Source organism: Streptomyces sp. NPDC059852, from assembly GCF_042731455.1.
In the GTDB taxonomy this organism is placed as follows: Bacteria; Actinomycetota; Actinomycetes; order Streptomycetales; family Streptomycetaceae; genus Streptomyces.
Genome location: NZ_JBHWJK010000001.1, coordinates 398,989 through 418,925 on the forward strand (window position 1 = coordinate 398,989; position 19,937 = coordinate 418,925).

The 19,937-nt window shown below is 71.9% G+C and carries 16 protein-coding genes; 5 read left to right on the forward strand and 11 right to left on the reverse strand.

The features are described from left to right. Positions 1-101: 101 nt before the first annotated feature. Together ACFV46_RS01820 and ACFV46_RS01825 are read left to right on the forward strand one after the other, a co-directional pair. Positions 102-1,109 (forward strand): aldo/keto reductase, encoded by a 1,008-nt coding sequence (locus ACFV46_RS01820; protein ID WP_385496704.1) that lies wholly within the window; start codon positions 102-104, stop codon positions 1,107-1,109. A 41-nt stretch (positions 1,110-1,150) separates the two neighbouring features. Then, positions 1,151-1,750, forward strand: a complete 600-nt coding sequence (locus ACFV46_RS01825) for a TetR family transcriptional regulator (RefSeq protein WP_361923761.1) — start codon at positions 1,151-1,153, stop codon at positions 1,748-1,750. Positions 1,751-1,754: 4 nt separating this feature from the next. Here the strand turns inward: ACFV46_RS01825 and ACFV46_RS01830 are convergent, their stop codons facing one another. The 7 genes from ACFV46_RS01830 to ACFV46_RS01860 form a co-directional block, all read right to left on the reverse strand. Beyond that, positions 1,755-2,378 carry a GNAT family N-acetyltransferase gene (locus ACFV46_RS01830; protein ID WP_361923759.1) on the reverse strand — a complete coding sequence of 208 codons (624 nt, stop codon included), beginning with the start codon at positions 2,376-2,378 and terminating at the stop codon, positions 1,755-1,757. Next, complete coding sequence (locus ACFV46_RS01835; RefSeq protein ID WP_361923757.1) at positions 2,375-2,590, reverse strand: hypothetical protein; 216 nt, start codon at positions 2,588-2,590, stop codon at positions 2,375-2,377. Before ACFV46_RS01835 ends, ACFV46_RS01830 begins: the two co-directional genes overlap by 4 nt. A 94-nt stretch (positions 2,591-2,684) precedes the next feature. Beyond that, positions 2,685-4,952, reverse strand: a complete 2,268-nt coding sequence (locus ACFV46_RS01840) for an FtsX-like permease family protein (RefSeq protein WP_385496705.1) — start codon at positions 4,950-4,952, stop codon at positions 2,685-2,687. Continuing rightward, positions 4,949-5,635 (reverse strand): ABC transporter ATP-binding protein, encoded by a 687-nt coding sequence (locus ACFV46_RS01845; RefSeq protein WP_376726542.1) that lies wholly within the window; start codon positions 5,633-5,635, stop codon positions 4,949-4,951. The genes ACFV46_RS01840 and ACFV46_RS01845 overlap by 4 nt, the downstream gene beginning before the upstream one ends. A 120-nt stretch (positions 5,636-5,755) precedes the next feature. Next, entirely contained in the window at positions 5,756-6,091 is a 336-nt protein-coding gene (locus ACFV46_RS01850; RefSeq protein ID WP_385496706.1) for a hypothetical protein, read from the reverse strand. Next, entirely contained in the window at positions 6,070-6,237 is a 168-nt protein-coding gene (locus ACFV46_RS01855; protein WP_385496707.1) for a hypothetical protein, read from the reverse strand. The genes ACFV46_RS01850 and ACFV46_RS01855 overlap by 22 nt, the downstream gene beginning before the upstream one ends. 97 nt (positions 6,238-6,334) lie before the next feature. Then, a complete protein-coding gene (locus tag ACFV46_RS01860; protein WP_385496708.1) occupies positions 6,335-7,780 on the reverse strand; it encodes an MFS transporter in 1,446 nt (481 codons plus the stop codon). Between the two features lie 79 nt (positions 7,781-7,859). Between ACFV46_RS01860 and dusB the strand changes: the two genes are divergently transcribed. After that, entirely contained in the window at positions 7,860-9,002 is a 1,143-nt protein-coding gene (gene dusB / locus ACFV46_RS01865) for a tRNA dihydrouridine synthase DusB (protein ID WP_361923746.1), read from the forward strand. 13 nt (positions 9,003-9,015) lie between these two features. Here dusB and ACFV46_RS01870 read toward each other — a convergent pair whose 3' ends face one another. From ACFV46_RS01870 to ACFV46_RS01880, 3 genes are all read right to left on the reverse strand, one after another. After that, positions 9,016-10,833, reverse strand: coding sequence for a sulfatase-like hydrolase/transferase (locus ACFV46_RS01870; RefSeq protein ID WP_385496709.1), 1,818 nt, complete (start codon positions 10,831-10,833; stop codon positions 9,016-9,018). Positions 10,834-10,987: 154 nt separating this feature from the next. Then, positions 10,988-12,928 (reverse strand): glycogen debranching N-terminal domain-containing protein, encoded by a 1,941-nt coding sequence (locus ACFV46_RS01875; protein ID WP_385496710.1) that lies wholly within the window; start codon positions 12,926-12,928, stop codon positions 10,988-10,990. Further along, positions 12,925-14,406: a hypothetical protein gene (locus tag ACFV46_RS01880; protein WP_385496711.1), complete on the reverse strand. Its 1,482-nt coding sequence runs from the start codon at positions 14,404-14,406 to the stop codon at positions 12,925-12,927. The genes ACFV46_RS01875 and ACFV46_RS01880 overlap by 4 nt, the downstream gene beginning before the upstream one ends. Positions 14,407-14,527: 121 nt before the next feature. On the opposite strand from ACFV46_RS01880, the gene ACFV46_RS01885 reads away from it, so the two are divergent. Both ACFV46_RS01885 and ppdK read left to right on the forward strand, forming a co-directional pair. Continuing rightward, entirely contained in the window at positions 14,528-15,724 is a 1,197-nt protein-coding gene (locus ACFV46_RS01885; RefSeq protein ID WP_361923740.1) for an ROK family protein, read from the forward strand. Positions 15,725-16,201: 477 nt separating this feature from the next. Next, positions 16,202-18,922: a pyruvate, phosphate dikinase gene (gene ppdK / locus ACFV46_RS01890; protein WP_361923738.1), complete on the forward strand. Its 2,721-nt coding sequence runs from the start codon at positions 16,202-16,204 to the stop codon at positions 18,920-18,922. Positions 18,923-19,149: 227 nt separating this feature from the next. Here the strand turns inward: ppdK and ACFV46_RS01895 are convergent, their stop codons facing one another. Continuing rightward, a complete protein-coding gene (locus ACFV46_RS01895; protein ID WP_376726536.1) occupies positions 19,150-19,932 on the reverse strand; it encodes a ZIP family metal transporter in 783 nt (260 codons plus the stop codon). Positions 19,933-19,937 lie beyond the last annotated feature (5 nt).

Here is a 19,937-nt window from a genome sequence, read left to right on the forward strand (position 1 = left end):
ACCTTTCGTCAAGAGGTCTGGACCAGTCTTCTCGAAGCTGACTGACAAGTATCAGCTGACAGATATTGAAATCTGTCAGTTGTTACGGCACAGTGGAGGACATGACGATGCCAACCCGACCCCTCGGAACCACCGGCCCCCAGGTCTCCGCCCTCGGCCTCGGCTGCATGGGCATGTCGGCGCTCTACGGCGACGCGGACCGGGCCGAGTCGATCGCCACGATCCACGCCGCCCTGGACGCGGGCGTCACCCTGCTCGACACCGGCGACTTCTACGGCATGGGTCACAACGAACTCCTCATCGGCGAGGCCCTGCGCACCGCACCCGCCGAACTGCGCGAGAAGGCGCGGGTCAGCGTGAAGTTCGGCGCGCTGCGCGGCCCCGACGGCGAATGGAGCGGCTACGACGGCCGGCCCGCCGCCGTGAAGAACTTCGCCGCCTACTCCCTGCAGCGCCTCGGCGTCGACCACATCGACGTCTACCGGATCGCCCGGCTCGACCCCGACGTGCCCATCGAGGAGACGGTGGGCGCCATCGCCGAACTGATCGAGAAGGGCCACGTCCGGCACGTCGGCCTCAGCGAGGTCGGCGCCGAGACCATCCGCCGCGCCGCCGCCACCGCGCCCGTCACCGACCTGCAGATCGAGTACTCCCTGATCTCCCGCGGCATCGAGGAGGCGATCCTGCCCACCACCCGCGAGCTGGGCATCTCCATCACCGCCTACGGCGTGCTCTCCCGCGGCCTGATCTCCGGGCACTTCACGCGCGACCGCCAGCTCGCCGCGCACGACTTCCGGGCCCACTCGCCCCGCTTCCAGGGCGACAACCTCCGGCACAACCTGGACCTCGTCGACGCGCTGCGGAAGATCGCCGAGCGCAAGGGCGTCTCCGTGGCCCAGATCGCCATCGCCTGGGTGCTGTCCCGGGGCGAGGACATCGTGCCGCTCGTCGGCGCCCGCACCCGCGAACGGCTCACCGAGTCGCTGGGCGCCCTCGACGTCACGCTGGGCGAGGCGGACCTGACGGCGATCGAGGAGGCGGTGCCGCCGGGCGCCGCGGCCGGCGACCGCTACCCGGCCCCGCAGATGGCGCACCTGGGGACCGAGTAGTGCCCGCGGCGCCCCACGACACGCCGGGTACCGTCTAGGACATGCCGTCGACGTCTCCGACCCTGACCGCCGAGCGCATCCTCGAAGCGACCGAGGAGGTGCTGCGCCGCCACGGCCCGGCCAAGGCCACCGTGGTCGACGTGGCCCGCGCGCTCGGCGTCAGCCATGGCAGCGTCTACCGGCACTTCCGCACCAAGGCGGCGCTGCGGGAGGCCGTGACCAAGCGCTGGCTGGACCGGACGACGGGGCTGCTGGCGGAGATCGCGGGCGCCCCCGGCCTCGACGCGGAGACCCGGCTGCGGGAGTGGCTCGCGGCCCTGTTCGCCGCCAAGCGCCGCAAGGCGTTCGACGACCCGGAGCTGTTCGCCACGTACTCGGTGCTGACCACCGAGACCGCCGAGACGGTCGTGAGCGAGCACATCGCCGACCTCACCGGCCAGCTCACCGCGATCGTGCGGGACGGCGTCGCGTCCGGCGCCTTCACCGCCGCGGACCCGGCCGTCGCCGCCCGCGCCCTGTTCCGCGCGACCGACCGCTTCCACGACCCGCACTACGCCCGGGAGTGGGAACAGCCCGGTGTGCGGGACGACTTCGACGTCCTGGTGGACCTGCTGATCCGGGGGCTGCGGGCCCCCGCCTGAGCCGTCACCCGGCGCCGGACACCTCCGTGCTCCGCCCGAGATAGGTCACCGGACCGGCGTCCGGCACCGCTATCTCGTGGAAGCCCAGCCGGTCGTAGAAGGCCCGCGCGCCGGTGTTGGCGGTCACCATGCACAGATGGACGCCGGGAACACCCCGCTCCCGCAGGGCCCCGAACAGGGTGTGCATCAGCGTCCGCCCGTACCCCTTGCCCTGCCAGCCGGGCAGCAGGTCGATGTGCAGATGGGCCGGGAAGGCGGCCACCTCCGGCACCAGCATGCGCTCCGGGGTGTGCAGCAGACGCGCGATCTCCTCGTCCGGGGTGCGCGGTTCGGCCGGGTCCGGGTAGCGGCCGGCGATCCGCGGCAGCCACTCCGCCCGGTAGTCCTTCACGAACCGCGCGGTGTCCGCCGTCCCCACGACATAGCCGACGGCCCGCCCCCGGCCGTCGTCCAGCACGAACGCCAGCTCCGGCTCCAGGACGACGTACGGCAGCGCGAAGGCCGCCGCGAAGACACCGGGGTCCGTGTAGTACGGCCGGCTGTCCCCTCCCAGATGCGCCGTGCGCACACAGATGTCCTCGACCGCCGCGCGGTCACCTGGCTCGTACGGGCGGACATGACTCGTCATTCGCGATGCGTCTCCGTCGGGTCCACGGTGGCCTGGTGGGCCTCCGCCAAGTGCTCCTCGGCCTTCAGCCACGGCAGGAACTGCGCCGCTCTGCGCCACCCGCAGGTCTCGCATCTCAGCGTGCGCTGCGGCCCCTTGCGCACGACCCGAACGACATGCACCCGCCCGTGCTGATCCCAGCGGCTCACCTTGCTCGTGTTGATCTCCAGCATGACGCCTCCAGCGTCCGAGGACAACGGCCCGTGGGGCGGGGCCGCGCAGCAAGGAGTGTGCAGTAACGCCCCGGACGGGCGATACCCCTCCGGGTCAGTCCCGGCGGATCAGCTCGGGGTCGATCCGCCGGCCCGTCAGCGGAAGCGTGCCGACGACGGCGGCGACGAGAACTCCGGCGGCGCAGACCAGCAGCACCGGCACGCCCGGGCCGTCCCAGAAAACCTCGCCGCCGCCCGTGACCAGGTAGGCGGTCTCCGCCAGCTTGCCCGCGACCAGGGCCAGGACGAGACCGATCGCGAGCGGCAGGACGACCTGGAGACACTGGGCCGCGCGCAGGACCCGGGGCCGGGCACCGATGAGCGCCAGGGCGGTGACCTGCGGCCGGCGTTCCACAGCCCGGTCCGTCACCGACACCAGGAACGCGGCGACGCCGATGACCAGGCCCATCACCATGCCCGCCACGAGGAGCGTCTTGATGACCGTGAGCTGCTGCAGCGCCTCGATGTTGACGCCCGCCGGGTCCACGTCGGCGGTCGGCGCGATCGCGCCGACGGCGTCCAGCACCGAGCGGACCGTCGACGGGTCCGAGGACGAGGCCAGGACCAGCGTGGCCGAGGCCGGGACGGCGCCCGGCGGCAGTTCGCCGGGCGGGACCAGCAGGGAGGCGTTGGACACGTGTGTCACGCCCCGGCCCGCGTACCGCACGGTGTCCTTCGGTACCGGGACCCGCAGGGTCAGCCGTCTGCCGTCCTTCTCCAGCGCGAACTCGGACGTCCCGAACGGCTCGTCCCCGGTGTTCGGGTCGGACAGCCGCATGACCTCGCCGTCCTTGCAGCCCTCCACCCGGCTGGTCAGCGCGGCCAGTTGGGCGCAGGTGGCGACCAGGGCGTCGGCCTGGTCGTCGTCGGCTTCGCTGTCCAGGTCGTCGTCGAAGGCCATGACGACGGCGGACACGTCCACGCCGGGGATCTCCCGCAGCCGCCGCTGCTGGTCGCCGCTCAGCTGCGCCATCGGCAGCCCGTACTCCTGGGTGGGCGAGGTGGAGCGCGAGACCTGGCTCAGCTCCACCAGGACGCCCTGGGCGAGGGACGCCGAGAACACGAGCAGGACCAGGCCGGAGACCACGCGCAGGGCGCTGCCCGGCTCGACCTCGTTGCGGCGCATGGCCAGGCTGAGAGCGAGGTTCCCGGACCGCGCGAGGCGCTTGGCCGGCAGATACGTCAGCAGGGGCAGCGCGAGGACCAGACCGAGGCCGGTCATCAGGACCCCGGCCGGCATGAGCAGGGCGTTGAACCCGTCGCTGCGCGCCGGGTGCTCGCCGAGACCGGTCGCGGCGAAACCGGCCGTGATGCCGAGGCCGGTGACGAACAGCAGGCCCCAGTGGACCCGGGGCGCCCGGGGAGCCGCCGTACGGCGGGTCGCCAGCGGGTTGCGGGCCGCCGCGCGGGCGCTCGCCCGGCCGACGAACCAGGCCAGCGCCGGGCAGCCGAGAAGACAGACGGCCGCCGTCCCCGCCGACACCGCGCCGTCGGCGGCGTACCACTTCAGGCCGGGCAGGCCGGTCCGGGCGACGACCTGGTTGAGCAGCCAGAACTCACCGAGGCCGAGCGCGGCGCCGAGCAGGGCCGCCATGACGGTCTCGGCGGCGTTGACCCGCTGCGTGCCCTTGGTGCTCATGCCCAGCAGGCGCAGGGCGGCGAGCCGGCGGTTGCGGCTGGCGGCGGAGAGCCGCGCGCACACCGACAGGAAGACCGCGAGAGGCAGCAGGACGAGGGTCGCCAAGGTGAAGCGGAGGGCGTCCAGGGTGGACGGATCGACCACCCGCGAGGGCGGGTAGTCCTTGCCGAAGCTCTTCAACCCCCTTGCTTCGGAGCCCAGTTGAGACCGGGTCGCGCCGACGTACGCGTACAGCTCGTCGGGATCGGTCAGACCGGCAGCGCGGATCAGGCCCTTCTCCGTGCCCGGCAGCAGACCGCTCAGACCGGGCTCGCGCCGCAGCTGCTCGTGCAGGGCGGGGGAGACGTACACCTCACCCGGGCGGGGCAGCCGGTCCAGGCCGGGCGGCGGGGTGGGAACGTCCTCGCGGCCCAGGGCGACGAAGACGCGGCCGAACGGCCGGGAGCCGTGCGGGTCCCGGAACTCCTGCACCCATGTATGCCGGGGCTCCGGCTTCCCGATGTACAGGCGGGGCGAACGGGCGGCGGCCCGGCCGTCGTGGGCGTCGAGGATCGCCGGGATCGTGAGGACGAGGGCGAGGCAGCACACGCCGAGCGAACCGCCCAGCGTCATCAGTGCGAACCGGGCGCGGTTGCCCCGGCCGGAGCCCAGCAGCAGCCGCAGACCGAGCAGGAACTCCCTCATCGCGCCGACCCCTCGGGGGCGAGGACGCCGTCCGTCATCGTGTAGCGGCTGTCGGCGCGGGCGGCCACCGACGCGTCGTGGGTGACCAGCAGTACGGCGGTGCCCTGTGAGCGGGCCAGCTCCAGGAACTCCTCGAGAACCGTGCCGGCGTTGGCGCTGTCGAGGGCGCCGGTCGGCTCGTCCGCGAACACCACGGCGGGCCGGTGCACCAGGGCCCGGGCGACGGCGACGCGCTGGTTCTGCCCGCCGGACACCTGGGACGGCCGCCGCTCCCGCAGATCGGCGATCCCGAGCCGCTCGAGCACCTCGACGGCGGCCTTCAGCGCGGGCCGTCTACGCCGTCCGGCGAGCCGCAGCGGCAGGGCGGTGTTCTCCTCGATGGTCAGCTCGGGCAGCAACTCGCCGTACTGGAAGACGAATCCGAACCGCTCCCGGCGCAGTGCGCTGATCCCGTCGTCGTCCAGCTCCGCGAACGACCGCCCCTCGAAGCTGATCGTCCCCCGGTCCACGGGCAGCACCCCGGCCAGGCAGTGGAGCAACGACGACTTCCCGGACCCACTGGCCCCGGTGATCGCCGCGACCTCCCCCCGCGCGAGCGCGAGATCCGCCTCCCGCACGGCAGGCGTGGAGCCATAGGCCAGGGCGACGTCCTGAGCGCGCAGAACGGGCGAGGACGCGGACATGGAACTGGACGCACGGCTGTTGATCGTGTCCCCCGAGGGCCGGAGGGCCCCGGCTGGTCAGACCGGGGCCCCGAGAGATGCGTTTTCGATCGGTCGGCGGTGTGCCCCGCCGGCTTCCTTCTAGCGGTGGTAAGACTTCGTCACCGAGCAGTTGTCCGGCCGCAGAGAACCCCGGTATCGGCAGGCGCGTATCCAGGCGTCGTCGGTGTGCAGCGCGGCCCCGTCATAGCTGAGCTTGTCCAGCGGGACGGTCTTCCTCTGCTTGCCGTTGAACCGGCTCCAGTCGTAGCCCTCGACGCGGACCTGCATGTAGACGTTGTGCCCGTCACCGTTGTCCGTGTCCTTGAGGCTGCCCTTCCAGTGGAAGGCGCCGTGGTTGGTGTGCGACGGCTCGAACTTGTACTTGCCGTCCTTGAACTGCACCCCACCGCTGTTCAGCTTGGGGATGCCTTCCACGCGGCGCGCGCCTCGGCGGTGCTGGGAGCCTCCCTGTCGGCGGTGGCGAACGCCGTGCCCATGCCGGTCAGGAACAGCCCTGCCGCGAGCGCGCTGACAGCCAGCTTTCGATTCACTTGTTCTTTCTCCCGTTTTTCCGATGTCACAAACTGATCATCGGCGGGGGAGACAGTAACAAGTCCTGCACGTTCGGTTATTGACGCTTCAATCGCACCAAATGACCTGCCACCCGCGGGGCCATCGCTACGCCCCCGCCCGAGAAGCCTCCCGTACCTCCGGTGCCTCCAAAGATTCCGCCGTGCGGGCCGCTGTCGTGCGGGCCCAGGGGCCTGTCGTGAGGAGGCCCACCAGGAGGACGAGGAGGCCGCAGGTGGCGACGATCCACCAGGCGGGGCGGGCCGCGGTGACGAAGGCGGTGCGGTAGGCGGCCGTGCCGACGCCGGAGGCGAGGACCGCGCCGACCACGGCGACGCCGAGCGCCTGGCCGAGCTGGCGGCTGGTGGAGGCGACGGCGGCGGCGACGCCCGTCTGGGCGCGCGGCATGCCGGAGACGGCCGTGTTGGTGATCGGGGCGTTCACGAAGCCGAAGCCGAGGCCGAACAGGACGTAGCCGAGGACGAGGGTCACGTCGGACGTCTCCGCCTCGAACGCGGCGAACAGCACCCCCGAGACCGTCATCGACAGGCCGGCTATCAGCAGGGGCAGGCGGGGGCCCCGGTTGCCGACCACGCGGCCCGCCAGGGGTGCGCACACGAAGCACAGCGCGGCCATCGGGAGCATCCACAGGCCCGCGTGCAGGGCGTCCAGGCCGCGCACGTTCTGCAGGTACAGCGTCGACAGGAACAGGAACCCGCCGAGCGCCGCGAACGCGCTGACCGCTATCACCGTCGCCCCGCTGAACGGCGCCGAGCGGAAGAACCGCAGGTCGATCAAGGGCTCGGCGCGGCGGGGTTCGTGGAGGAGGAGGGCCACGAGGGCTGCCAGGGCCAGGCCGCCGAAGACCAGGACCTCGGTGGTCGGGGCGGTCGGGGCCTCGATGATCGCGTAGGTCAGCGCACCGAAGAGCACCATGACCAGCACCTGCCCGACCGGGTCGGGACGGCGCGGCTTCGCGGCCCGGGACTCGGGGACGAAGCGCAGCGTCAGCAGGAGCGCCGCGAGCCCCACCGGCAGGTTGACCCAGAAGATCGACCGCCAGCCGACCGTCTCCACGAGCAGGCCGCCGATCAGCGGTCCGGCCGCCATGGAGATGCCGACCACCGCGCCCCACACCCCGATCGCCCGTGCCCGTTCCCGCGGGTCCGTGAAGGTGTTGGTGATGATCGACATGGCGACCGGGTTGAGCATCGACCCGCCGACGGCCTGGACCATGCGGAAGGCGATCAGCGCGTTCAGGTCCGGGGCGAGGGAACAGAGGGCCGAGCCGATCGTGAAGACGACCAGGCCCGCCATGAAGACGCGCTTGCGGCCGACGCGGTCCGCCGTCGAGCCCGCCAGCATCAGCAGGGAGGCGAGGACGAGGGTGTAGGCGTCGATCGTCCACTGCAGGCCCGACGTGCTCGCGTGCAGATCGCGCTGGAGCGCGGGCAGGGCCACGTTGAGCACGGTGTTGTCGAGGCTCACGATCAGCAGGCTCATGCAGCAGATCGCCAGGACCAGCAGACGTCGGCGAGGGGACAGCTCGGGCATGCGGCCCAGCGTACGCCGACTTCAATAGTGCGTCTAACTAATGACCAGGGCATCCTTCGCCGTGCGCGACAATGGGTGGATGCCCACGACCGTCCCGCCCGTGCAGATCGGCCCGCACACCGTCCGGCCGCCCGTCGTCCTGGCCCCCATGGCCGGGATCACCAACGCGCCCTTCCGCACCCTGTGCAGGGAGTTCTCCGGCGGCAAGGGGCTGTTCGTCAGCGAGATGATCACGACCCGGGCCCTGGTCGAGCGCAACGAGAAGACGATGCAGCTCATCCACTTCGACGCGACCGAGCGGCCCCGGTCCATCCAGCTGTACGGCGTCGACCCGGCCACCGTCGGCAAGGCCGTCCGCATGATCGCGGAGGAGGACCTCGCCGACCACATCGACCTGAACTTCGGCTGCCCGGTCCCCAAGGTGACCCGCAAGGGCGGCGGCTCCGCGCTGCCGTACAAGCGGAACCTGCTGCGCGCCATCCTGCGCGAGGCCGTCAGCGGGGCCGGCGACCTGCCCGTCACGATGAAGATGCGCAAGGGCATCGACGACGACCACATCACCTACCTCGACGCCGGACGGATCGCCGTCGAGGAGGGCGTCACCGCCATCGCCCTGCACGGCCGCACCGCCGCCCAGCACTACGGCGGCACCGCCGACTGGGACGCCATCGCCCGCCTCAAGGAGCACGTCCCGGAGATCCCCGTCCTCGGCAACGGCGACATCTGGTCCGCCGAGGACGCCGTGCGCATGGTGCGCGAGACCGGCTGCGACGGCGTCGTCGTCGGACGCGGCTGCCTGGGGCGCCCGTGGCTCTTCGCCGACCTGGTCGCGGCGTTCGAGGGGCGCACCGAGGACATCGCCCGCCCCTCGCTGCGCGAGGTCGCCGACGTCATGGTCCGGCACGCCACCCTGCTCGGCGAATGGATCGGTGACGAGACCCGCGGCGTCATCGACTTCCGCAAGCACGTCGCCTGGTACCTCAAGGGCTTCGCCGTCGGCTCCGAGATGCGCAAGCGGCTCGCCATCACGTCCTCGCTCGAGGAGCTGCGCGCGGGCCTGGACGAGCTGGACCTCGACCAGCCCTGGCCCACCGGCGCCGACGGCCCCCGCGGCCGTACCTCCGGCAACAACCGGGTCGTCCTCCCGGACGGCTGGCTGAAGGACCCGTACGACTGCGCGGGCGTCGGCGAGGACGCCGAGCTGGACACCTCCGGCGGCTGACCAGCTCCCTCCGTCACCCCGACGGGTGCGGGGTCGAGCCGAACGCCGTCAGGAACCGGTCCCGGAACGCGTCCATCCGCCACACCGGCGCGTCCTTCGCGGGCTTCAGGCCCTCCGTCCAGTGCCAGCCGGCGATCCTGTCGAGCACCTTCGGGTCCTTCGCCACCAGCGAGACCGGGACGTCCCGGCTCGCCCGCTCGCCGCTGACCCGGGCGATCGGCTGATGGTCGCCGAGGAAGACGAGCACGGTGTCCTTCGTCCCGTAGCGCTCCAGCCACTGCGTGAGGCTGGTGACCGAGTACTGGATCGAGCGGCCGTACTCCTTCCGGGACTCGGTGGAGTCGGTGAGGATGTCCGACGGCCTGCGGCCCGCCTTCTCGATCGGCCCGAACACCGAGCCGTCGCCGACGTCGTCCCAGTCGACCATCTTCGGGATCGGCGCCCACGGCTGATGGCTGGACGTCAGGATGACGAACGACATCAGCGGCCGGTCGTGCGGGCGGCCGTGCACCTGCCGCTGGAACGCCTCCAGGGCGTACTGGTCCGGCATCGTCGACCAGCTGAACTTCGGCCCCCGATAGCCGAGTCGGTGGGCGTCGTACACCCGGTCCAGGCCGTACCACTCCGACTCCGGCCAGCCCTTCTGCACGCCCGGCATCACCCCGACCGTGTCCCAGGCGCCCGTCTTCTGGAAGGCGCGGGTCAGCGTCAGGTGGTCGCCCGCGGTGACGGTGCGGTAGCGCCGCTGGTTGTCGATCCACAGGCCCGACATGGTCGTGGAGTGCCCGAGCCAGCTGCTCCCGCCGTACGTCGCCGACGTCAGCCATCCGCTGCGCGCCTGATAGCCCGCCGCCGCCAGCGCCTCCGTGCTCGCGTCGAGGGTACGGCCCACACCGGGCGCCATGACCGGGTCCTCCAGGGCGCTGCGGCCGTAGCTCTCGATGAACGTGAAGATCACGTCCTTGCCCCGCAGATCGGGCAGCAGCTGGCCGGGTGGCGTGTTCCCGAACGTGTCGGCCTTGGCGGTCTCGGCGAACGCGGCCTCGTCCCGCAGCGACTCCACCGTCCGCACCGCGTGCGCCTTGAGGGCGCCCGCCGCGCGGTCGGTGGCCACCGGCAGCCCCGCGATCTGCAGGCCGAGCGCGGCGCAGACGACCCAGACCACACCGGCGGCGAGCGCGCCCCGGCCGGCCCGGACCCGGTGCCGGGCCAGCACGTTCGCCAGCCGGACCGTCGCCGCCGCCATCACGGCGATCAGCAGCAGCGCCAGCACGGCGAGGCCGACCGCCGCTCCGGTCGCCACGGCACCGCCGAGCGTGTCGGCGACGTACGACTTGGCGTCGGGCAGCAGGCTCCAGTCCAGCGCGGCGTTGAAGCCGCGGCCCAGGTATTCGTTGAACCCCATGTCGAGCAGGTTCAGCAGGGTCACCACGGCGAGCCCCACCCCGTACAGCACCGCCGCCACCAGCCGTGGCCGCCGCGGCAGTACGACCGTCACGGCCACGCCGAGGATCGCCTCCGCCGGGATCCGGGTGAACCGGTCCGGCCGCAGTCCGGGGAACGTGTTCGGCAGGAGCAGCGCGCCGATCACGAGCAGCGCGGCGATCGCCGTGACCGACAGGCTCAGGACCCGGGCGGCCGCGGGGTACCGGGTGCGCCAGGCACGCCGGAGGCGGGCGAGACGGGACCCGGAGGCGGGCGGGGCCTCCTCGGGCGCCCCCACGGTCCCCGCCCTCTCTTCGTCCCCGCTCCCCTCCCCGGCCGGAGCAGCCGCCGCGCCGGTGGAGTCGTCGTCGGGGCGGCGTCGGCTGAGGCGTGTGAAGACAGGCACCCGGAGGTCCTTCCCGTACGTAACCCGGTGGGGTGGCGACCCGGCGTGGGGGCCCGGGGCCGCCACCGTTCCGTACGGGTGGGTGACCTGGTGCGTTCAGGCGGCCGGGCCGGGAGGCGGCAAACAGCGCGCAAACACTCGGCCAACTCCGGTGTCAGGCGCCCCCGACAGCGGTCAGGAGCGCCAACGGGGCCGCCGCCGAACGGGATTCACGGACACACGCGTGCGGGTACGGCACCGGCCCCGCCGGGTGCGTGTCGCGGCCGTAGCCCGCGATGACCTCCGGCAGCCGGTGCCCGGTCGCCGTCGCCGCGTCCACGAGCCCGTGCGCGACCGTGCGGGCCTCGTCGTGCAGCCCGTAGCGGGCCAGGCCCAGGGCGATCAGCGCGTTGTCGTGCGGCCAGACCGAACCCCGGTGGTAGGAGAGGGGGTGATACGCCGCCTGACCCGAGGCCAGTGTGCGCACGCCCCAGCCCGAGAAGAAGTCCGGCTCCAGCAGCCGCCGCCCCACCGCCTCCCCGTACTCCTTGTCCAGCAGCCCCGACCACAGCAGATGCCCCGCGTCCGACGCCAGCGCGTCGAGCCGGTTGCCGTCGCCGTCGAGGGCCAGCGCGGGGAAGTCGTGCTCCCGCATCCAGAAGTCCCGCTGGAAGCGGTCGCGCAGATCACCGGCCGCCTGCTCCAGCAGCGCCGCGTACGTCTCGTCGGCCCACACCGTGCGCGCGAGCACCGCCGTGCGGCGCAGGGCGTCGTACGCGTAGCCCTGGGCGCCCGCGGCCATCACGGGGCCGCCGGGGCGGGTGCCGTCGGCGGAACAGATGGCGCCGGGGGAGTCCTTCCAGTTCTGGTTGGCGAGGCCGCCCCGGTCGGCGCGGTACACCAGGTAGCCGCGCGAGGTCAGCCCGCCGTGGTCCAGCATCCAGCCGACCGCCGCGCGGGCGTGCGGCTCCAGGCGCCGGGCGAGCGCGGTGTCCCCGGTCCGCTCCACGTACGCGCCGAGGACGACCAGGAACAGGGGCGTGGCGTCGACCGAGCCGTAGTACCGGGCGTACGGGACCTGCCCGAAGTGCGCCAGCTCGCCGTGCCGCACCTCGTGCACGATCTTGCCGGGCTGGGCGACGGACTCGGCGTCGGTCGTCGTCGCCTGGGTCGCCGCCAGGGCGGACAGGACGGCGGCGGCCGGGCGCGGGTGGTACGGCAGTGCGAACAGCGAGGTCAGCAGCGCGTCCCGGCCCAGCAGCGTCAGGAACCAGGGGGCCCCGGCCGCCGGCACCCGCAGGTCCTCCCCGTCGAGGCCGGCCGCCGGGACCTGGAGCGCGGCCAGGTCCGCCAGCCCCCGGGCGCACGCGGCGGCCAGCTCGGGCCAGCCGGTCGGGAAGGCCACGCCCTCGACGAACTCGCTCTCCTGCGCCAGCAGTTGATCGGCGAGCGCGCCGGGGGAGCGGGGCACGCGTAAGGCCCGCGTGTCCCCGTGCGGACGGGCCATCACCCGCAGGGTCAGCTCGCGCGTGCCGTGCGGTTCGAGGTCCAGGGACCACACCAGGCGGCGGGCGCCGGTCCCGGTCTCCTCGACGGCGTCCGGCTCCGGCTCGGCCGTCACGGTGGTCGTCGACCGCCAGGTGCCGCGCCGGTAACCGAACTCGACGCCATGGTCGAGGACGTGACGGGAGCGGGTGGCGCCGGACTTCACGTAGGTGCGGTGGTCGGAGCGCAGTTCGAACTGGTCGGCGAAGTCGGCGTCGGCGGTGACCGCGAGACGGATCGTCGTCGGGACGGGCCGGTTGCTGGTCACCCGCAGGCACTCCACGAACGACCCGTCCCCCACGGCCTGTTCACGGAAGAGTGTGTACGCGGGCGGCTCGGAGCGCCCGCCGCGCGGGACCAGGACACAGCGCGCGGTGTCCCCCTCGGCGACCGGGGTCAGTGCCTCGGGCACCGCCCCGTCCACGGTGAGCTGCCAGCGGCTGAGGTGCCGGGCGTCGCGGACGAACAGCCCGTCCGGGGAGCCGATGCCCCGTACCCCGCTGATGTCCCCGCCGTCGCCGACGGCCGCGAACGTCCCTCCGTACACGAGCAGATGATGCCGGTCCGTCATCGCCGGTCCCCTCCCTTGACTTCCCTGTGTCCCTTGAATCCCTGGAATCCCGTGGTGTCCTCGAACTCCCCGACGGCGGCGGACGCGTCGGCACCGCCGGCCCCGTCGGGGAGTTCGGCCCCGTCGTGCAGCAGGTCGAGGGTGAGCGCGGCGGTCCAGCCGAAGCCGGTGGCCCCGCAGGCGGCGCCGGTGTACGGGTCGACGTACTCGGCGAAGTCCGAGGCGGCGGCGAGGTCCAGCAGGGCCGTGCGCAGGGCGCGGGCCCGCTCGTGCTCGCCGTGGACGCGCAGGCCCCGCTCCAGCAGCCAGCTGGTGTTGAACCAGGCCGGGCCGCGCCAGTAGCGGTGCGGGTCGAAGGCCTCGCCGAGGAGGTCGTAGGACGGGGCGAGGCGGGTCGTGGTGCCGAGGCCGAAGTGCGGGCCGCAAGCCGTGCGCACCAGGCGGGCGGCGATGTCCCGGGGCAGCGTCGGCAGCAGCAGCGGGATCAGCCCCGACACACAGCGCTCGGGGACGAGGCCGCCGCCGCGCACGTCCCGGCAGAGGAACATCCCGCGCGCCGGGTCCCAGGTCCGCTCGATCAGCGCCGCCGTGAGCCGCTCGGCGCGCGCCCACCGGGCCGTGCCGGTCGCCCCGAGCTCCCGCGCGATCCGGGCGAGCGCCTGCTCGGAGGCGATCAGCAGGGCGTTGAACGCCGGGTCCTCGACGGCGAACTCGCCGCCGCCGTCGGCGTATCCGCCGTCCCGGTAGTCGGCGGCCAGCCGCACGTACCGCCCGTAGTCCAGGTCCGTCGGACGGTCCTCGGGCGAGCCGTGGTCGAGGTCGGCGCGGCGGAACGTACGGGCCGGCGCCGGGGTGACCCGGGAGAGCGGGGCGTCCCAGGCCGGGCTGTTGTCCATGCCCTGCTCCCAGGGGTGCACGACCGACGCCAGACCGCCGCCGCCCAGGTCACGACGGTGCAGCAGATAGCGGTGCCAGGCGGCCAGCCGGGGGTACACCCGCGTGAGGAAGCCGCGCGCCCGGGACAGGCCGGGGTCGGCGCGGTGCACCAGCCAGGCCGCCAGGGCGTGCACCGGTGGTTGCACGATGCCGGAGGTCTGTACGGTGCGCGGGGCGCCCGCGGCGCGCCCCGCGGTGGAGGAGCGCCAGAAGTCGGGGCTCGGGAAGTACGCGTCGAGCGGGACGGAGGGGTTGAACACGATGTGCGGGATCCGTCCGTCCCCCCACTGGGCGCCGAGCAGCGTCTCCAGCTCGGTCTGCGCCCGTAACGGTGAGACGTGCCGCAGGCCGATCGCGATGAACGCCGAGTCCCAGGACCACTGGTGGGGATACAGACTGCGGGCGGGCACCGTGGAGCCGCCGGTCCAGTTCTCCGCCAGCACGCGGGCCGCCCTGACGTGCGTCCCGTCGACGTCCGGGGGTGGATCGTATGCGATGTCAGCTGCCGTGCGAAGCGCCGTGAGTTGGGCGGTGCGATCCACTCGGGACTCCCCGAAAGACATCCGGCCGACCGGGTTCGGTCAGGGCCACCGTAGAGTTACGTCTATTTAACACGCAAAACTCAATATGTAATGCAAGCTTGAGAAACACAAGGGGGTGTGCATGAGCGCACGGGGTCAGGTCAGCGCCGGGGAGCTGCTCCAGCTGGTGCGGAGCGGACGGGCCGTCACACGCGGTGCGCTCCAGCAGGCCACCGGACTGTCCCGGGCCACCGTCGGACAGCGCCTGGACCGGCTGTTCCGGGCGGGCTGGCTGCGCGAGGGCGCCGGGGGGCCGGTGGACTCCCCGCTGGGCGGACGTCCCTCCATCACCCTGGAGTTCGACGACTCCCACGCCGTCGTCCTCGCCGCCGACCTGGAGACCCGGCACGCCCGCGCCGCCGTCCTGACGCTGACCGGCGAGATCCTCGCCGAGCACAGCGGCACCCTGGTCGTCGAGGACGGGCCGGACGCGGTGCTGGGCGACCTCGGCCACTGGTTCGGCGAACTGCTGGAGAAGGCCGGGCACCGCGCCGAGGAGGTCTGCGGCATCGGCCTCGCGGTCCCCGGGCCCGTCGACACCGCCTCCGGACGCGTGGTCCAGCCGCCGATCATGCCGGGCTGGGACGGCTACGACATAAGAGGACGGCTGGCCAGGGCCTTCACCGAGGCCACGGGCGCCCCACCGGTCCCCGTCCTCGTCGACAACGACGCCAACCTCATGGCGTACGGGGAACAGCGCACCGGCTTCCCGGACTGTTCGGCGTTCGTGCTCGTCAAGGTCTCGACCGGTATCGGCGCCGGGGTCGTCGTGGACGGCTCGCTCTTCCGGGGCGTCGACGGGGGCGCCGGCGACATCGGGCACATCCGGGTCGGCGCGGAGGCGCTCTGCCGGTGCGGTTCGTACGGCTGTCTGGCCGCCGTCGCGAGCGGGGGCGCCGTGGCCCGGCGGCTGGCGGAGGACGGGGTGCCGGCCGCCTCCGGCTCGGACGTACGGGATCTGCTCGCGGCCGGGCACCCGGCGGCGTCCGCGCTGGCCCGGGAGGCCGGACGGCAGGTCGGGGACGTGCTGGCGACGGTCGTGACGCTGCTGAACCCCGGGGTGCTGATGGTCGCCGGGGATCTGGCCGGAACGGCGTTCCTCACCGGCGTGCGGGAGCTGCTGTACCAGCGGGCGCTGCCGCGCTCCACCGCTCATCTGCACGTGGTGACCTCGCGGCTGGGGGAGCGGGCCGGCCTGGTGGGCGCCGGGGCGCTGGTCGTGGAGCACCTGTACGCGCCGGAGCGGGTGGAGGAACGGCTGGTGGCGCTGGGGGTGTGAGGCCTGGTGGGGCCGAGGGTGTGTGGCCTGGTGGGGCCGGGTGTGCGAGGTCCGGTGGGGCCGGGTGTGTGACGGTCGTGTTTCCGTTCGGCGACGCGTCCGCATGGTGAAATCCAGGTCCGTGTGGCAGCGTGATTCTCGCCACCCTTGATAAGGGTGACGCTCAGATGAGCGGATCTTGAGCGGCTGCACTTCTCCAAGGGGTGGCACTGGGTGCCACCCCTTGATCGTTCATCGATCGAACTCAGACGTGAGGTAAGTGCGCTCATCTGAGCATTGCAGTCCGCTTCTGTGCGGTCCTGCGTTCAAGAAGTGAAAACATATGCCCGTCCTGGCTTGCCAAGCTTTGACTTTCGATCCACTGGCGGACGGGTGGTTACAGGCGCATGACGCGTCAGTGGACGTACCCAGGTGCCTTCGATCTGGGTATGTTCCTCGCCGTCAGGGCAGCCACCACGTCCTCGAGGGAGTCGAGCCGTGTCGGAAAACAAAGATCCTCACGTAACGAAGTTCGTTTACGACTTCACCGAGGGAAACAAGGACCTCAAGGACCTCCTGGGCGGCAAGGGCGCCAACCTCGCCGAGATGACCAACCTGGGACTTCCCGTACCTCCCGGCTTCACCATCACCACCGAAGCCTGCAAGGTCTACCTCGACAGCGGCGAGGAGCCGGCGGCACTGCGTGACGAGGTGAGTGCGCACCTCGACGCCCTCGAGCAGAAGATGGGCAAGAAGCTCGGCCAGGCCGACGACCCGCTGCTCGTCTCGGTCCGCTCCGGCGCGAAGTTCTCCATGCCCGGCATGATGGACACCGTCCTCAACATCGGCCTCTCCGACAAGTCGGTGCAGGGCCTCGCCAAGCAGGCCGGCGACGACCGCTTCGCGTGGGACTCCTACCGCCGCCTCATCCAGATGTTCGGCAAGACCGTCCTCGGCGTCGACGGCGACCTCTTCGAGGAGGCGCTGGAGAAGGCCAAGGAGGCCAAGAAGGTCACGGTCGACACCGACCTGGAGGCCGCCGATCTCAAGAAGCTGGTCACCGCCTTCAAGAAGATCGTCAAGAAGGAGGCCGGCCGGGACTTCCCGCAGGACCCGCGCGAGCAGATGGACCTCGCCATCAAGGCGGTCTTCGACTCGTGGAACGGCGACCGCGCGAAGCTGTACCGCCGCCAGGAGCGCATCCCGCACGACCTCGGCACCGCCGTCAACGTCTGCTCGATGGTCTTCGGCAACCTCGGCCCCGACTCCGGCACCGGCGTCGCCTTCACCCGCGACCCCGCCTCCGGTCACCAGGGCGTCTACGGCGACTACCTCCAGAACGCCCAGGGCGAGGACGTCGTCGCGGGCATCCGCAACACCGTGCCGCTCGCCGAGCTGGAGACGATCGACAAGAAGTCGTACGACCAGCTGATGCAGATCATGGAGACGCTGGAGAACCACTACAAGGACCTCTGCGACATCGAGTTCACGATCGAGCGCGGTCAGCTGTGGATGCTCCAGACCCGCGTCGGCAAGCGCACCGCGGGCGCCGCGTTCCGCATCGCCACGCAGCTCGTCGACCAGGGCCTGATCGACGAGGCCGAGGCGCTCCAGCGCGTCAACGGCGCCCAGCTCGCACAGCTGATGTTCCCGCGCTTCGACGAGAGCGCGAAGGTCGAGCAGGTCGGCCGCGGCATCGCGGCGTCGCCGGGCGCCGCGGTCGGCAAGGCGGTCTTCGACTCGTACACGGCCGTCAAGTGGTCGCGGTCGGGCGAGAAGGTCATCCTGGTCCGCCGCGAGACGAACCCCGACGACCTCGACGGCATGATCGCGGCCGAGGGCATTCTGACCTCCCGCGGCGGCAAGACGTCCCACGCGGCCGTCGTCGCGCGCGGCATGGGCAAGACCTGTGTCTGCGGCGCGGAGGAGCTGGAGGTCGACACCAAGCGCCGCCGGATGACGGTGCCCGGCGGCCACGTCGTCGAGGAGGGCGACGTCATCTCCATCGACGGCTCCAGCGGCAAGGTCTACCTGGGCGAGGTCCCGGTGGTCCCCTCCCCGGTCGTGGAGTACTTCGAGGGCCGGATGCACGCGGGTGCCAGCGACGCCGACGAACTGGTCGAGGCCGTGCACCGGATCATGGCGTTCGCCGACCGCAAGCGCAGCCTGCGGGTGCGCGCCAACGCCGACAACGCCGAGGACGCGCTGCGCGCCCGCCGGTTCGGCGCCCAGGGCATCGGCCTGTGCCGCACCGAGCACATGTTCCTCGGCGACCGGCGCGAGCTGGTGGAGCGGCTGATCCTGGCGGACACGCAGGAGGACCGCGAGGCGGCTCTCGCGGAGCTGCTGCCGCTGCAGAAGAAGGACTTCGTCGAACTGTTCTCGGCGATGGACGGCCTCCCGGTGACGATCCGTCTGCTGGACCCGCCGCTGCACGAGTTCCTGCCGGACATCACCGAGCTGTCGGTCCGCGTGGCGCTCGCGGAGTCCCGCCAGGAGCCCCACGAGAACGAACTGCGCCTGCTCCAGGCCGTGCACCGCCTGCACGAGCAGAACCCGATGCTGGGCCTGCGCGGCGTACGCCTCGGCCTGGTCATCCCCGGCCTGTTCACCATGCAGGTCCGGGCGATCGCGGAAGCGGCCGCCGAGCGCAAGAACGCCAAGGGCGACCCGCGCGCCGAGATCATGATCCCGCTCGTCGGCACGGTCCAGGAGCTGGAGATCGTCCGTGAGGAGGCCGACGCGGTCATCGCGGAGGTCGAGGCGGCGACCGGCACGACGCTGAAGCTGTCGATCGGCACGATGATCGAACTGCCGCGCGCCGCGCTGACCGCCGGCCAGATCGCCGAGGCGGCGGAGTTCTTCTCCTTCGGCACGAACGACCTCACCCAGACGGTGTGGGGCTTCAGCCGCGACGACGTGGAGGCCTCCTTCTTCACGGCGTACCTGGAGAAGGGCATCTTCGGCGTCAGCCCGTTCGAGACGATCGACAAGGACGGCGTCGGCTCCCTGGTCGCCGCCGCCGCGAAGGCCGGCCGCGCCACCCGCCCCGACCTGAAGCTCGGCGTCTGCGGCGAGCACGGCGGCGACCCGGAGTCGGTCCACTTCTTCCACGAGGTGGGACTGGACTACGTCTCCTGCTCCCCGTTCCGCATCCCGGTGGCCCGCCTGGAGGCCGGCCGCGCGGCGACCCAGTCGGAGGGCAGCGACCACCGCTGACCCACCCCGGAACCCGGAGTCGCCGTCCGTCCCCGACCCTCAACACCGATGGGCGGCGACTCCGGAGCACGAAGAAGGGCGGCACCCTGTGCGGGGGTGCCGTCCTTTGTGCGTCAACCGCCGCGACTGTGGCCCACGCCGCCGGCTGACTTGGTGGTGTCTCTTTCGCCCGCGCGGGACGAGCTGACCGACCGGCGGGCCACAGCCCCACGCCGATCAGATGGAGATCAGCTGGCCAATCCGATGACCAGCCACATGAACGCCACTCCCACAAGGGTGAACAAGAGAGTCGCCCGGGTCGGATGGGGACTGTGCGCCTCGGGCAGAATGTCCGAAGTCGCCAGGTAGAGAAGGAAACCGGCGAAGAAGCCCAGGAATATGCTCAGGACTTTTTCGGAGATGGTGAACGCCAACGTCACCGATGCGCCTGCGAGCGGAGCCGCGGCATCGGCCGCGACAAGTGCGAGACCTTTCCGTCGGTCATTGCCGTACAGCTGGGTGATGGTGAAGGTGTTGAACCCGTCCGCGAAGTCGTGGGAGATCACGGCGATGGCGACCACAGTGCCCGTGGTCCCGCCCGCCTGAGTCGCCGCTCCGATCGCGAATCCGTCAAGAAAGCTGTGTCCCACCAACGCGCCCGCGGCGGCGATTCCCAGTCCGTGGACCGGTCTGTCCGAAGATGCGTGACCGTGGTGGTGAGGCGGTGAGAACGGGTGCGAGTGAGGCGCGTACTCCTCCTCATGTGCGCGGTGGATGGCCACACAACGTTCCGTTATGTGCAGTACGAGGAAACCGGCAATGAAAAGGAGCAACGGGACAGGGACCCCGAACGTCTCCGTCTCGTTCGTTTCCAGCGCCTCGGGCAGCAGGTCGAACCCCACAATCCCCAGCATCAGGCCCGCTGTGAGGCCGAGCACGAGATGTCGTCGGTCACCCACATGTTGCGCGACCCAGCCCCCGAGCAGGGTGGTGGCGGTGGCGCCGGCTGCTATCAGTATGGGAGCGGCCATCATGA